The organism is Micromonospora profundi (genome assembly GCF_011927785.1).
Lineage (GTDB): Bacteria > Actinomycetota > Actinomycetes > Mycobacteriales > Micromonosporaceae > Micromonospora > Micromonospora profundi.
On sequence record NZ_JAATJK010000001.1, the window covers coordinates 6,566,470 to 6,580,001 of the forward strand.

Annotated in this window: 12 protein-coding genes; 9 read left to right on the forward strand and 3 right to left on the reverse strand. The window is 71.8% G+C overall.

Translation table 11 applies throughout. The annotated features are described in order from the left end of the window. Positions 1–192: 192 nt before the first annotated feature. Positions 193–1,155 (reverse strand): ECF subfamily RNA polymerase sigma factor, BldN family, encoded by a 963-nt coding sequence (locus F4558_RS29470; protein WP_053654173.1) that lies wholly within the window; start codon positions 1,153–1,155, stop codon positions 193–195. 572 nt (positions 1,156–1,727) lie between these two features. Here F4558_RS29470 and F4558_RS29475 point away from each other — a divergent pair. From F4558_RS29475 to F4558_RS29485, 3 genes are read left to right on the forward strand one after another with little or no spacing between them, the layout of a single operon-like run. Then, a complete protein-coding gene (locus F4558_RS29475; protein WP_312877414.1) occupies positions 1,728–3,380 on the forward strand; it encodes an AMP-binding protein in 1,653 nt (550 codons plus the stop codon). Then, a complete protein-coding gene (locus F4558_RS29480; RefSeq protein WP_053654171.1) occupies positions 3,370–3,624 on the forward strand; it encodes a glutaredoxin family protein in 255 nt (84 codons plus the stop codon). Before F4558_RS29475 ends, F4558_RS29480 begins: the two co-directional genes overlap by 11 nt. 20 nt (positions 3,625–3,644) lie before the next feature. Next, complete coding sequence (locus F4558_RS29485) at positions 3,645–4,310, forward strand: HAD family hydrolase (RefSeq protein WP_167946911.1); 666 nt, start codon at positions 3,645–3,647, stop codon at positions 4,308–4,310. On the opposite strand, the gene F4558_RS29490 is transcribed toward F4558_RS29485, so the two are convergent. Both F4558_RS29490 and F4558_RS29495 read right to left on the reverse strand, forming a co-directional pair. Then, complete coding sequence (locus tag F4558_RS29490) at positions 4,291–4,944, reverse strand: response regulator (protein WP_053654167.1); 654 nt, start codon at positions 4,942–4,944, stop codon at positions 4,291–4,293. The genes F4558_RS29485 and F4558_RS29490 overlap by 20 nt on opposite strands. A 50-nt stretch (positions 4,945–4,994) precedes the next feature. Continuing rightward, entirely contained in the window at positions 4,995–6,299 is a 1,305-nt protein-coding gene (locus F4558_RS29495; RefSeq protein ID WP_053654166.1) for a sensor histidine kinase, read from the reverse strand. 451 nt (positions 6,300–6,750) lie between these two features. Between F4558_RS29495 and F4558_RS29500 the strand changes: the two genes are divergently transcribed. The 6 genes from F4558_RS29500 (at position 6,751) to F4558_RS29525 (ending at position 13,521) form a co-directional block, all read left to right on the forward strand. After that, the gene (locus tag F4558_RS29500; RefSeq protein WP_053654163.1) at positions 6,751–7,521 is read left to right on the forward strand and encodes a redox-sensing transcriptional repressor Rex; all 771 of its coding nucleotides are present in this window, start codon (positions 6,751–6,753) and stop codon (positions 7,519–7,521) included. Beyond that, the gene (locus F4558_RS29505; RefSeq protein WP_053654162.1) at positions 7,518–8,915 is read left to right on the forward strand and encodes a glutamyl-tRNA reductase; all 1,398 of its coding nucleotides are present in this window, start codon (positions 7,518–7,520) and stop codon (positions 8,913–8,915) included. Before F4558_RS29500 ends, F4558_RS29505 begins: the two co-directional genes overlap by 4 nt. Then, on the forward strand, positions 8,912–9,880 hold the full coding sequence (gene hemC / locus F4558_RS29510) for a hydroxymethylbilane synthase (protein ID WP_053654160.1): 969 nt from the start codon (positions 8,912–8,914) through the stop codon (positions 9,878–9,880). The genes F4558_RS29505 and hemC overlap by 4 nt, the downstream gene beginning before the upstream one ends. Further along, positions 9,877–11,457, forward strand: coding sequence for a bifunctional uroporphyrinogen-III C-methyltransferase/uroporphyrinogen-III synthase (locus F4558_RS29515; RefSeq protein ID WP_053654157.1), 1,581 nt, complete (start codon positions 9,877–9,879; stop codon positions 11,455–11,457). Before hemC ends, F4558_RS29515 begins: the two co-directional genes overlap by 4 nt. 19 nt (positions 11,458–11,476) lie before the next feature. After that, positions 11,477–12,460 carry a porphobilinogen synthase gene (gene hemB, locus F4558_RS29520; protein WP_053654155.1) on the forward strand — a complete coding sequence of 328 codons (984 nt, stop codon included), beginning with the start codon at positions 11,477–11,479 and terminating at the stop codon, positions 12,458–12,460. 545 nt (positions 12,461–13,005) lie between these two features. Beyond that, positions 13,006–13,521, forward strand: a complete 516-nt coding sequence (locus tag F4558_RS29525; RefSeq protein ID WP_053654153.1) for a helix-turn-helix transcriptional regulator — start codon at positions 13,006–13,008, stop codon at positions 13,519–13,521. Positions 13,522–13,532 lie beyond the last annotated feature (11 nt).

The following is a 13,532-nucleotide window of genomic DNA, read 5'->3' on the forward strand; positions in this document are numbered from 1 at the left end:
GCGTACCGGTCGGACCTCGGTGTCCCGGGCCTGCCGGGACAACCACCGGTCGCACCCGGAGAAACGCGGCGGACGGGGCACGGGTTACGGGCCGGGCGGAGCGGAAATCACCGAAAGTGATGGCCGTCACCACGCGAAAGCGGCTCTGAGCTGCGCAAACGCAGATCAGCGCTCCGACCGCCCGCCGAACCACTACGGCTGGAAGCCGTCCGGCAGGAGCCGCGCCAGCGCCCGGACAGCCCGGTACTGGAGTGCCTTGATGGCACCCTCGTTCTTGCCCATGGCACGTGCCGTCTCGGCCACCGAGAAGCCCTGCAGGAACCGCAGCACGATGCACTCCTGCTGCTCCGGATTGAGCTGCTTCACGGCGGTGAGCAGCGCGACGTTCGTGATGTGCTCCACCACCGCCGCCTCCGGGCTGCCCTCCGGGCCCCGGTCCTCCCGATCGGCGTCGAGTACGTCGCCGGTGGTGACCTCCAGCCGGTACCGGCCGGACTTGAAGTGGTCGGCGACCAGGTTGCGGGCGATCGTCACCAGCCAGGCGCCGAGATCGCGGCCCTGCCAGGTGAAGCTGCCGATCCGCTTGAGGGCGCGCAGGAAGGTGTCCGAGGTGAGGTCCTCGGCGAGCTGGCGGTTGCCGACCCGGAAGTAGACGAACCGGAACACGGTGTCCACGTACCGGTCGTAGATGAGGCCGAACGCCTCGGACTCGCCGGCCTGGGCGCGCTCGATGAGCGTCCAGACCTCGGTGGCCGGGTCGGACGGGTCCGGTCGGCTGGGGAACCCGGTAGGGGTCGTCGTCGTGGTGGTGGTGGCCTGAACGGCCGGGATCACCGCCGTCTCGCCCGCTGCCGGATCGCTTGTCACCGCAGGTGTGTCGCCGACGCGGCGGCCCTGGGCCGGCATTGTCGGTCGGGCCGGTGCGACGACCCGGCCACCCGTCGGCATCGCGTTGCCGCCGGGGACCGCTGGTCTCGGTGGCGGCTCGTTCGTGTGTGGACGATTGCGGGTCCGTTGCGCCGCAGTGTCACCCCGAATGGTGGCACCGTGCTGGTCGTCGAGCGGCGCACGGGCCGCCGGACGCTCGTTGACCTGGGCGCGGGTCTGTTGACCGGTCAGGCCGACCGGGCGTTCCGCGTAACCGAAGGCGGTCACCGCGCCGCCCCCGTCCCGTCGTTCGCCGGGCGGGCCGGTCTGCGCGTCGTCGGTGCGGACCGACCGGGCAACCGGTCGGGTAGGACGGTTCCGGGGTGTGCCGACAGGCGGCAGTTCCCCTTGAGGTGCTGGTCCAATGCGCTCACAGGCACGGGGGCCTCCTCGGGCTGAGGGGTGTCGACTCACGGCAAATGGGGTGAGCCGACCCGAGTGATAATAGGGCCAACGTCACCCGCGCGTGGCAAGTCCGTTACACAGGGCGGAAGTATTTCCCCCTGTGTCGCACACATGGCGGACCGCTTGTCCGTCGTGTGCGGTTGACTTTCCGCCGGGCCGGTGATCCAGGACGAAGTCCCTGCTCGGAGCACATTGGCCGGTCGGTCGCTTCACCACGACCGAAGGTGGATGGTGTGTGTCCGGCCCGTCGACCGGGGGCAACGCACGTCCCATCAGGGGGACCCGTCAGCACCGTGGACGGCACATATCCGGTCCCGCTGGCGGGACCTGAGCGGTGCTCGCGATCGACTGTCGCGCATGGTCTGTCGCCGCCCGCTGTGCCAGACTCGATCACCGTGCAGGACGCAGCGGCAGACTCCGCGCCGAACCTCGCCGACCCGGTCCGCGGGGCGGCTCTCCACCACGGCGACAGGCCCGCGCTGCACTGGCGGGACCAGAGCATCAACTGGTCCGAACTGGACGTCGCGGTGACCGCCGCCGCGCACGGCCTGGCCGCCGTCGCGCCACCCACCGAGCCCGGCGGCACACCGCCCCGCGTCGCCATCGCACTGCCCAACACCCCCGACTTCGTGATCGGCCTGCTCGGCACCCTGCGGGCGGGGCTGGTCGCCGTCCCGGTCAACCCCGGCCTCACCGCGCCGGAACTGCGGCACGTGCTCGCCGACTCCGGCGCGTCGGTGCTGATCGGCACCGACCGGGTCCGGAGCCTGGTCGCCGAGGTGGCTGCCGAGCTGCCGGCGCTCACCGCTGTGCACGGCACGCCGCCGACCGCTGCGCACGCCACGTCGCCGACCGCCGGGGCGCCCGGGCCGTCGGCGCTTCCGTCCCGGGGCGGCGACGACCTGGCCGTACTGCTCTACACCTCAGGCACCGAGGGCCGCCCGAAGGGAGCGATGCTCTCCCACCGGGCGCTGCTGGCCAACCACGAACAGGTCGACCGGATCGACCCGCCGGTGGTCGGCCCCACGGACACCGTGCTGCTGGCGCTGCCGCTGTTTCACGCGTACGGGCTCAACTCAGGGCTCGGCGCTGTCGTCCGCCATGGCGCGACAGGGGTGCTGCTCGACGAGCTGGGGCCCACTGCGGGACTGGACGAGATCGCGCGGCACCGGGTCAGCGTGCTGGCGGGCGTACCGTCGATGTTTCTGACCTGGGCCGACGCGCCGGAGGCCCGCGCGGCGACGGCGTCGGTGCGGGTGGCGGTGTGTGGCGCGGCGCCGCTGGAGCGCGCGGTCGCGGCGCGCTTCGCCGAGGCCACCGGACACCCTGTGCACATCGGGTACGGCCTCACCGAGACCGCGCCGATGCTCACCACGACCCTCGTCGGCGGGGTGGCCAAGGCGGGCTCGATCGGCAGGCCGCTACCCGGCGTGCGGCTGCGCCTGGTCGACCCGGACGGTGTGGACCTGTGGCGCGACGGCGAGGCCGTGCCCGACGACGACCCCGATGAGCTGGACATCTCCGACATCGCGCCGGGCACCGACCCGGGGCAGATCGTCGTGGCCGGCGACAACCTGTTCGCCGGTTACTGGCCGGACGGCCGCGACGGCCCGGACGCCGACGGCTGGTGGCCTACCGGCGACGTCGCCTACGCCGACGCCGACGGTGACCTCTTCCTCGTCGACAGGCTCGGCGAGCTGATCCTGGTGAACGGGTTCAACGTCTATCCGCGCGAGGTGGAGCTGGTGCTCGGCGGGCACCCCGGGGTGGCCGAGTCGGCGGTACTGGGTGTGCCGCACCCTCGGACCGGCGAGACTGTGCGGGCGTACGTGGTGCCGGCACAGGGGCGGCCGGTGACAAGCGAGGAGTTGCTCGCCCACTGCGCACGGAACCTGGCCCGGTTCAAGTGCCCGACCGCCGTCGAGTTCGTCGACGCCCTGCCACACTCGGCGATCGGCAAGGTACGCAAGATCCAGCTCCGGTCGGCGACGCCAGCCGGCCCGCCCGCATCCGCCGACACCCGCACGGAGGTAACCGATGGCCAGTGACGCCCGGCTCGCTCTGATCACCAGGCCCGGTTGCCATTTGTGCGACGACGCCAAGGCGGCGCTCGACCGGGTGGTGGCGGTCACCGGCGACAGGTGGGTCGAGTGGGACGTGAGCGACAACCAGGACCTGGAACGGGAGTACGGGGACCGGCTGCCGGTGGTGATGCTCGACGGCAAGGAGCACGGCTACTGGCGGGTGGAGGAGGACCGGCTGCTGCGGGACCTGACCACCCCCCAGCTCTGAATCGCACCTATGGTGCTCGGATGAGCCCTGCGCACCCCCACCTGGTGTGGGACTGGAACGGCACCCTGCTCAACGATCTCAGCCTGGTGGTGACCGCCACCAACGCCGCGTTCGCAAGCGTGGGAGGGCCGTCGGTCACCTCCGAGGAGCATCGGACGAGGTTCCGCAGGCCGATCGCCGACTACTACGCCGAGGTGCTCGGCAAGGCCGTCGACGACGAGGCGTTCGGCCGGCTGGACCGGATCTTCCACGACGCGTACCGAACCGGTCTGACCACCTGCGAGCTTGCCGCCGACGCGCAGACGGCGATGGCCAGCTGGGAGGGCAGCCAGAGCCTGCTGTCCATGTGGTTCCACGAGGAGCTGGTGCCGACAGTGCACACCTACGGGTTGACCGGCCGGTTCATCAGGGTGGACGGGCTGCGGGCCACGGTCGGTGGCGGACGCAAGGCCGAGTCGCTCGAACGGCACCTGGCCGAGCTGGGCGTGGACGGCAGCTCGGTGGTGCTCATCGGCGACTCCATCGACGACGCGGACGCCGCGCTGGCCGTCGGCGGCCGGGCGGTGCTCTACACCGGCGGCTTCACCGACCCGGCCCGGCTGCGCGCCTCCGGCCACCCGGTCGCCGACACCCTCACCGACGCGGTGGCACTGGCCACCGGCAAGGTCAGTTCCGCAGGTACGTGAGGACGGCAAGCACCCGCCGGTGCTGCTCGGTGTCCGGTGGGAGGGTGAGCTTGGTGAAGATGTTGCGCACGTGCTTCTCCACCGCGCCGTCGCTGACAACGAGGGCGCGGGCGATCGCCGTGTTGGACCGCCCCTCGGCCATCAGGGACAGCACCTCGCGTTCGCGCGGGGTCAGCTCGCGCAGCGGGTCGTCCCGGCGTCGGCGTGCGAAGAGCTGGCTCACCACCTCCGGGTCGAGCACAGTACCGCCGGCCGCCACCCGGCGCAGCGCGTCCAGGAACTCCTCGATAGCGGCCACCCGGTCCTTGAGCAGGTAGCCGATCCCGCCGCCGGACCCGCCCGCGGTGGCCAGCAGGTCGTCGGCGTACGACACCTCGACGTACTGGGAGAGCACCAGGATCGGCGTACGCGGCACCAGCCGGCGGGCCTCCACCGCCGCCCGCAGCCCCTCGTCGGTGTGTGTCGGTGGCATTCGGACGTCGACGATCGACACGTCCGGCCGGTGCTCCACCACCGCCTCGACAAGCGCGTCGCCGTCGCCGACGGCGGCCACCACCTGGTGCCCACTCTCGGTCAGCAGCCGCACCAGCCCTTCCCGGAGCAGGACGGCGTCGTCCGCGATCACGATGCGCATGGGTGTGGTGTCTACCACGTCGGGACTCCCGTGCGGGTCTCGATGCTCGCTCACAGTGGGAGATCGGCCCGGATCTCGGTGGGCCCACCGGTGGGGCTGATCACTGTCAGCTCGCCACCGGCAGCCCGGACCCGGTCGGCGATGCCGGCCAGACCGTGCCCCTTGGCCAGGTCGGCGCCGCCCTGCCCGTCGTCGCCCACCCGTACCTGGAGGTGGGTGCCGTGCCGGGTCACGGCGACAGTGGCCTCGGTGGCCCGGCTGTGCTTGGCGATGTTCGTCAGCGCCTCGGCCACCACGAAGTACGCGGTGTTCTCCACCGCCGGGTCGAGCCGCCCGCCGGGCGTGCCGAGCTGCGGGTCCACCTGTAGCTCGATGGGGATCAGCCCTCGGCCGGCGAGCGCGGCCAGGGCGCTGGGCAGCCCTCTGTCGACCAGGATCGGCGGGGCGATGCCCCGGGACAACGCCCGCAGTTCAGCGAGGGTGTCCCGGGTCTGGGTGACCGCCTCGTCGATGGTCCGGCCGGCGGCCTCCGGGTCGGAGGCGAGCTGGAGCCGGGCCCGGCTGAGGTCCATCGCCAGCCGGACCAGGCGCTGCTGGGGGCCGTCGTGGATGTCGCGTTCCAGCCGACGCAGGGCGGACGCCTCGGCGGACACGGCGGCGCGCTTCTGCTCCTCCAGCACTGTGATCCGGTCGCGCATCTCGGCCACCCCGGTCAGCATGGCCTTGGCGAAGCTGGCCTGGAGCAGCGCGCAGCCCCGGACCACGATCGGCAGCGTGATCAGGAAGAACACCCCGAGCGCGGTGTACAGCCCGATCCGGGCGGTTGTCGAGTCGCCCAGGCCGAGCAGTTGTGCCAGGTCGCTGTCTCCGTCGGCGTCGGCCTGGGGCAGCGCCCAGTCGTACGCCCAGTAGAGGGAGCCTGCGATCGCGGCGGCCCACCACACCAGGGTCACCACGAAGGTGCCCACCGCCGCGACCAGCCGCAGGATGCCGTGCGCAAGATCGAGCCAGGACTGGGCGTCCCGGATCGGTACGAAGATCCGCCGCCAGGCGTTCGCTCCCGCTTCGGGTAGCCGGTAGTGCGGCCGGATCCGGGGCTGCCGGAGGACTGCGGGCAGCCGCAGTCGCTCGATGTCGGCGAGCCCACGGGCGGCGTACAGGGTGCCGCTGAGGATCGGCAGGCCGATCACTGTGACCACCAGACCGACGCCGACCGCGAGGCCCACGACGAGGACGACGAAGCTGGCCACGGCCAGGGGGAGGCCGAGCAGCACGTACCCGGAGTCGACGAAGAGCTGGCGGGGAATGCTCGGTGCCAGCGTCCGGGGATCGCTGGCGGCGGTAGCGGCGGTCATGCCAAAAGGCTAGGCACCGAGGCTGCCCGTCCCCATCCCGAAGCCCAGCCTCTCTCCCGTAGTGCTGTCCCTACCCCGACCTCCTCCGGCGCGTCGATCTTGCATTTGTGGTCGCCAGATTGCCCGGTATGGGGCTACTGCGGGGGCAGCAACTGCAAGATCGCGGAGTTAGTGACGCACGGCGCGGAATTAGTCAGAGAAGTCGGGATTGAGCAATAATCGCCCCGAGCGGCCGACAGTCGGTCGGCTGCTGAATCGATCTTGCGAAAGGGAGGTGCTGGTGAGGCCGCGTCACGGGGCGACAAGATCGCGATTTGTGCACGTCTTCACAAGCGCCTACTCTGTAGTTCCGACGCGCCCTGCTAGCACAGCCGGCAATCTCGGTCGCCAGCGGGAGTCCACAAGCGGCCGACCTGCGACGTTGGCCGAGGATCGCACCGCACGGAGTCTCATGAGTCAGCACCGTCACCCAGGCGCGTCCGGCCGCGCCGGTGCCGTACCGACGCTCCCGGACCTACCCGAGGCGACCGTCGCTCGGCTCCCGGAGTACCTGCGCGCGCTCCACAACCTCGCCGACGCCGGCCACGAGACGGTCTCCAGCGAGGGCCTCTCCGCCGCCGCCGGGGTCAACTCCGCAAAGCTCCGCAAGGACCTCTCGCACCTCGGCTCGTACGGCACCAGGGGTGTCGGCTACGACGTCGCGTTGTTGATCGAACAGATCGAGTATGTGCTCGGGCTCACCCAACGTCGCGCCGTCGCTCTGGTGGGCGTGGGTAATCTCGGTCACGCTCTGGCCGGCTACGACGGCTTCGCGGGCCGCGGTTTCCGGATCGTGGCGCTGCTCGACGCCGACCCGTCCCGTGTCGGCGAAGAGATCAATGGGCTGACTGTCCGACATGTCGACGAGCTTCCGGCGGTCGCCGCTGCGGAATCGCTGGCCATCGGCGTGATCGCCACCCCCGCCGCGGCCGCCCAGAGCGTCGCCGACCAGCTTGTCGCGGTCGGCGTGACGAGCATCCTCAACTTCGCGCCGTGCGTACTCTCGGTGCCGGAGGGAGTCGACGTGCGCAAGGTCGACCTCGCCATCGAGCTGCAGATTTTGTCCTTCCACGAGCACCGCAAGGCGTCGCTGATCGCGCTGCCCGCCACCGGCGGGTCCGCCCTCACCGCTCTGCCGGGCGGGCTCGCGACCACCGACACCCAGGAGGCGATCGGCACGTGAAACTGCTTGTCGTCGGCGCGTCCTACCGGACCGCCCCGGTCGCCACGCTGGAGCAGCTGGCCGTACCCCCAGCCGACCTCACCCGCACCCTCGACCGCCTGGTCGCTCAGCCGTACGTGAGCGAGGCGGTGCTCGTCTCCACCTGCAACCGGGTGGAGGTCTACGCCGCCGTGTCCGGTTTCCACGGTGGGCTCGGCGACATCTGCGCCGTCCTGGCCGAGCAGGCCGGCTGCCAGCCGGCGGCGCTCGCCAGTCACCTGTACGTGCACTACGACACCGCAGCCGTGGACCACGTCTTCCGGGTCGCCAGCGGTCTCGACTCGATGGTGGTCGGCGAGGCGCAGATCCTCGGCCAGTTGCGTGACGCCTACCACTGGGCCAGCGGCGCCGACTCGGCCGGCCGTCTGCTGCACGAGCTGATGCAGCAGGCGCTGCGGGTCGGCAAGCGGGCCCACTCCGAGACCGGCATCGACCGGGCCGGCCAGAGCGTGGTCACCGCCGCACTGGAGCTGGCCGCCGGGCACCTCGACGGCGACCTCGCCGACCGTCCCGCCCTGGTGATCGGTGCCGGTGCGATGGGTTCACTCGGGGTGGCCACGCTGTCGCGCCTGGGTGCGGGGCCGCTCACCGTCACCAACCGGGGCCTCGACCGGGCCGTCCGGCTCGCCCAGTCGTACGGGGCGGGCGCCGCGCCGATGACCGAGCTGACCGACACCCTTTCCACAGTGGACATCGTAGTGGCCGCCACCGCGTCCGCTGAACCGGTCCTCACCCGCCAGGTGGTCACCGCCGCGCTTGCCGAGCGGGACCTGGGCCGGGGCCCGCTGGTCCTGCTCGACCTCGCCGTGCCGCGCGACGTCGAGGAGGGCGTCGCCGAGTTGCCCGGCGTCGAGGTGATCGACATCGACCGGATGGCAGGGCTGCTCGCCGACGGTCCCGCCGCCGCCGACACCGCCGCCGTCGAGCAGATCGTGCTCGGCGAGGTGGAGAGCTTCCTCACCTGGCTGCGCGGCGCCGACGTGGCACCCACCGTGGCCGCGCTGCGCGGCCGGGCCGACGACGTCGTCACCGCCGAGCTACGCCGGTTGGCCCAGCGTCGCCCCGACCTCGGCGACGACCTGCGCGCCGAGGTGGCCCGCACCGTGCACCGGGTGGTGCAGCGGCTGCTGCACCAGCCCACCGTCAAGGTCCGCCAGCTCGCCGCCGAGCCCGGCGGCGACCAGTACGCGGCACTGCTGCGTGAGCTGTTCGACCTTCAGGTGCCGCAGACCTCGCCGGTGGACACCGTCCCCGACGTGCTGACCCCCGACCTCGGTGCGGCGCTCGCGGGCGTCGACCCGACGGTCGGCGCGGACACCCCCGACCCCGCCCCGCCCACCGGAGGTGCCCGATGACCGCCCCCCTGCGACTCGGCACCCGGGGCAGCGCCCTGGCGATGGCCCAGTCCGGTCAGGTCGCCGAGGCGCTGACCGCCGCCACCGGCCGGCCGGTCGAGCTGGTCGAGGTGCTCACCGCCGGCGACCAGTCCAACGCGCCTGTACACCGGCTCGGCGTCGGGGTGTTCGTCTCCGCGCTGCGCGACGCGCTCACCGCCCGGACCATCGACTTCGCTGTGCACTCCTACAAGGATCTGCCCACCGCGAGCGACGGCGGGTTGCTCGTCGCGGCCGTTCCGCCCCGGCAGGATCCGCGCGACGCGCTGATCGCCCGCGACGGTCGGACGCTCACCGAACTGGCACCCGGGGCGACAGTGGGCACCGGCGCGCTGCGTCGCATCGCCCAGTTGAACGCCCTCGGCCTGCAACTTGAGGTCACACCGATCCGCGGCAACGTGGACACCCGCCTGGCCCGGGTGCTCGGCCCCGACGCCGACCTGGACGCCGTCGTACTGGCGCGGGCCGGGCTTGCCCGACTCGGTCGGGCCGATGTGATCACCGAGACGTTGGACCCGATGCTGATGCTGCCCGCACCCGCCCAGGGCGCGCTGGCCGTGGAGTGCCGGGCCGACGATCAGGACCTGATCGAGCTGCTCGCGCTGCTCGATCACGCACCGTCGCACGCCGCGGTCACCGCGGAACGCGCGTTGCTGGCAACCCTGGAGGCCGGGTGCAGCGCACCCGTCGCCGCCTATGCGGAACTCGCCGAAGGTGACACCGGCGATGAGATCTACCTGCGCGGGGCGGTGATCAGTCCGGATGGCACTCGTGACCTTCGGCTGTCCCGCACCGGAACGCCCGCCGACGCGGCGGAGATCGGTAAGGCACTCGCCGCCGAACTCCTCGAACTCGGCGCCGACTCGATCCTCGGCCACGAAGGACACACCGGCCCGGGGACCCAGGAATTTGGGAGCACAGAATGACCCGCACCCGTAAGCCCGTCGGTCGTATCGCATTCGTCGGGGCGGGCCCCGGTGACCCGGGCCTGCTGACCCGTCGGGCGCACGACGCCCTGGTAGACGCCGACCAGGTCATCTACGACCGGGGAGTCCCCGACTCCCTGCTCGCCGTCGTACGCGCCGAGGCCAGGGACGACGCCCAGTTCACGCCTGCCGAAGGCGCACCGGGGGACGTGGCGAAGGTGTTGATCTCCGCTGCCCGGTCCGGGCTGAACGCGGTGCACCTGGTGGCCGGCGACCCGTTCGGCCACGACTCGGTGGTCAAGGAGGTGCAGGCGGTGGCCCGCACCGCCGCCCACTTCGAGGTCGTGCCCGGTGTCGGCCAGGCCGAGGGCGTGGCCACCTACGCGGGTGTTCCGTTGCCTGGCGTGCGTACGGCCGCCGACGTCGAGGACGTCACAGCGCTGGACTTCGAGGCGCTGGCCGCTGCCGTCGGTCGGGGTTCGCTCGCGCTCGCTGTGGACGCCGGTGATCTCGCCGCCGTCCGGGACGGTCTGCTGGCCGCCGGGATCGACGGCACCACGGGCGTCGGGGTGACCGGCGACGGCACCGGCGAGACCCAGTACACGACGACGTCGACAGTTGACAGCTTCGTGGCCGCCGCGCTCGGCTTCACCGGCCGGGTGGTGCTCACCATCGGTGCCGGTGTGGGGCAGCGCGACAAGCTGAGCTGGTGGGAGAACCGCCCGCTGTACGGCTGGAAGGTGCTCGTACCGCGTACCAAGGAGCAGGCCGGCGCGATGAGCGCCCGGCTGCGGGCGTACGGGGCGATCCCGTGTGAGGTGCCGACCATCGCTGTCGAGCCGCCGCGTACCCCGGCGCAGATGGAGCGGGCCGTCAAGGGCCTTGTCGACGGCCGGTACGCCTGGGTGATCTTCACTTCGGTCAACGCGGTCCGCGCGGTCTGGGAGAAGTTCGCCGAGCACGGGCTGGACGCCCGGCACTTCGGCGGCGTCAAGATCGCCTGCATCGGCGAGGCCACTGCGGACGCGGTCCGCGCGTTCGGCATCCAGCCGGAGCTGATCCCCGCCGGGGAGCAGTCCTCCGAAGGGCTGCTTGCCGAGTTCTCGCCGCACGACGAGATCCTCGACCCGGTGGGCCGGGTGCTGCTGCCGCGCGCCGACATCGCCACCGAGACGCTCGCCGCCGGGCTCACCGAGCGCGGCTGGGAGGTCGACGACGTGACCGCGTACCGGACGGTGCGGGCCGCGCCGCCGCCCGCCGAGATCCGGGACGCCATCAAGTCGGGCGGATTCGACGCCGTGCTCTTCACGTCCAGCTCGACAGTGCGCAATCTCGTCGGTATCGCGGGGAAGCCGCACGCCCGTACCGTTGTTGCTGTGATCGGGCCCAAGACGGCGGAGACCGCGACGGAGTTCGGCCTGCGGGTCGACGTCCAGCCGCCGCACGCCTCGGTGCCCGACCTGGTGGAGGCGCTCGCCGCCTACGCCGTCGAGTTGCGCGAGAAGCTGGCCGCCATGCCAGCCAAGCAGCGCCGCGGCTCGAAGGTGCAGGGGCCGACCGCCCTGCGCTTCCGGTAGCCGTCCGAGGAGGCCGAACATGTCGTACCCCGAGATCCGGCCACGCCGGCTGCGCCGCACCCCGGCGATCCGGCGGCTGGTGTCCGAGACCCGGGTCGACCCGGCCGAGCTGATCGTCCCGATGTTCGTCAAGGAGGGGCTGACCGAGCCCCGGGCCATCGCGTCGCTCCCGGGGGTGCTCCAGCACTCCCGGGACTCGCTGCGCAAGGCTGCCGCCGAGGCGGTCCAGGCCGGTGTCGGCGGGATCATGCTCTTCGGGGTGCCCGAGCGGCGTGACCCGACAGGCTCCGGCGGCATCGACCCGAACGGCATCCTGAACGTCGCCATCCGCGACGTGGTGGCCGAGGTGGGCGACAACACCGTAGTGATGGGCGACCTGTGCCTGGACGAGTTCACCTCGCACGGGCACTGCGGGCTGCTCACCCCCGGCGGTGAGGTGGACAACGACGCCACCCTGGCCGCGTACGCCGAGATGGCGGTGGCCCAGGCCGCCGCCGGGGTCGGCGTGGTCGGGCCGTCCGGCATGATGGATGGCCAGGTCGGCGTCATACGCCGGGCGCTCGACGCGGCCGGCTACCAGGACGTGGCAGTGCTGGCGTACGCCGTGAAGTACGCCTCGGCGTTCTACGGTCCGTTCCGGGACGCTGTGGAGTCGGCGCTGGAGGGCGACCGACGCACCTACCAGCAGGACCCGGCCAACCTGCGCGAGTCGCTGCGCGAGGTGGCGCTTGACGTCGCCGAGGGCGCCGACATGGTGATGGTCAAGCCGGCGCTGCCGTACCTCGACGTGGTGTCGGCGGTCCGGGCCGCGGTGGACGTCCCGGTCGCCGCCTACCAGGTCTCCGGGGAGTACGCGATGGTCGAGGCGGCCGCCGCGAACGGCTGGATCGACCGCGAGCGGGTGATTCTGGAGACGCTGACCTCGATCAAGCGGGCCGGAGCCCAGATCATCCTCACGTACTGGGCGGTCGAGGCCGCCCAGCTCCTGCGCGAGCGATACTGACCCCGAGGTCCGACCCCGGCCACGCTGTCTTCCGAGCGTGTGGGGGCGGTACCGGCTCGCGCACGGTTAGCGCGTCCTGACCGGGTATCCCGTCGACGGGCGGTGCGGTAGAGATTCCCGGACGTGCCGGCCCGCGGACCGACCGACCTGTGGACCCACCGGCAATAACGGCTTGCGGAGCGTAACCACATGACGAGCCGCCACCACGCCTCCTCCCGCCTTTGCTTTGCACCCATGACAGCGACGCTCACCCTCCGCTTTCGGCGCATATTGAGCTGCAGAGCAAAGGGGGCGGGCGTGGGGTGGTGTGTCTGCTGACGAGGATCGGAGCCTTCCTGGTCAGTCCGGTGGTGGGCCTGGCCTGGTCTGGCTGCCCGACGGGGGCAGCGTGCAGCCCTGTGACGCGCTGTAGCGGCGGCGTAATTGGCGCCGCAAGCACGGAAAGTTACCCGCCGAGCCGCAGGCGTTGTCCACAGGTCAGCTAGTTGTCCACAGGCCCGGCAAGCGGGATTGCGGCCAACTCCACCAGGCGGGACGGTGGCGGCATGAGTGATTCGTCTGCCGCACCCGAGCCGGCCCTCCTCACCGAGCCCTCCGATGCGCCTTGGCCGGCCGCCGGCATCGTTCGGGCGGTCCGCCGTCGCGCCGACCTGAGCCAGCGCGAGCTGGCCAGGTGGGCGGGTGTGCACCATGCCACCATTGGCCGAATCGAGGCCGGCCGCATGGTGCCGAGCATCGTCCTGCTCCGGCGCATCATCGGTGTGGTGGGCTGCCGGCTGGCCGTGGTGGACGAGTTCGGCCGGGTGCTGAAACCGATGCGGGACTGGCAGGACACGTACAACGGCGCCGAGCGTCGCTACCCGTCGCACCTCGACACCATTCTCGACCCTGAGCTGGGTGAGTGGTGGGCGGACATCTACGGGCTGGCCCGCCCGCCTGAGACGTTCTACCGCGACCGGGCAATTCGGGACGCGATGCGGCGCCTTAGCCAGTGGGAGGTGCGTGTGGCCCAACACCGGCACCTGCCCCGACCGCCGTGGCCCCCGCGCGGGGTGGTCTGACCTTGACACCA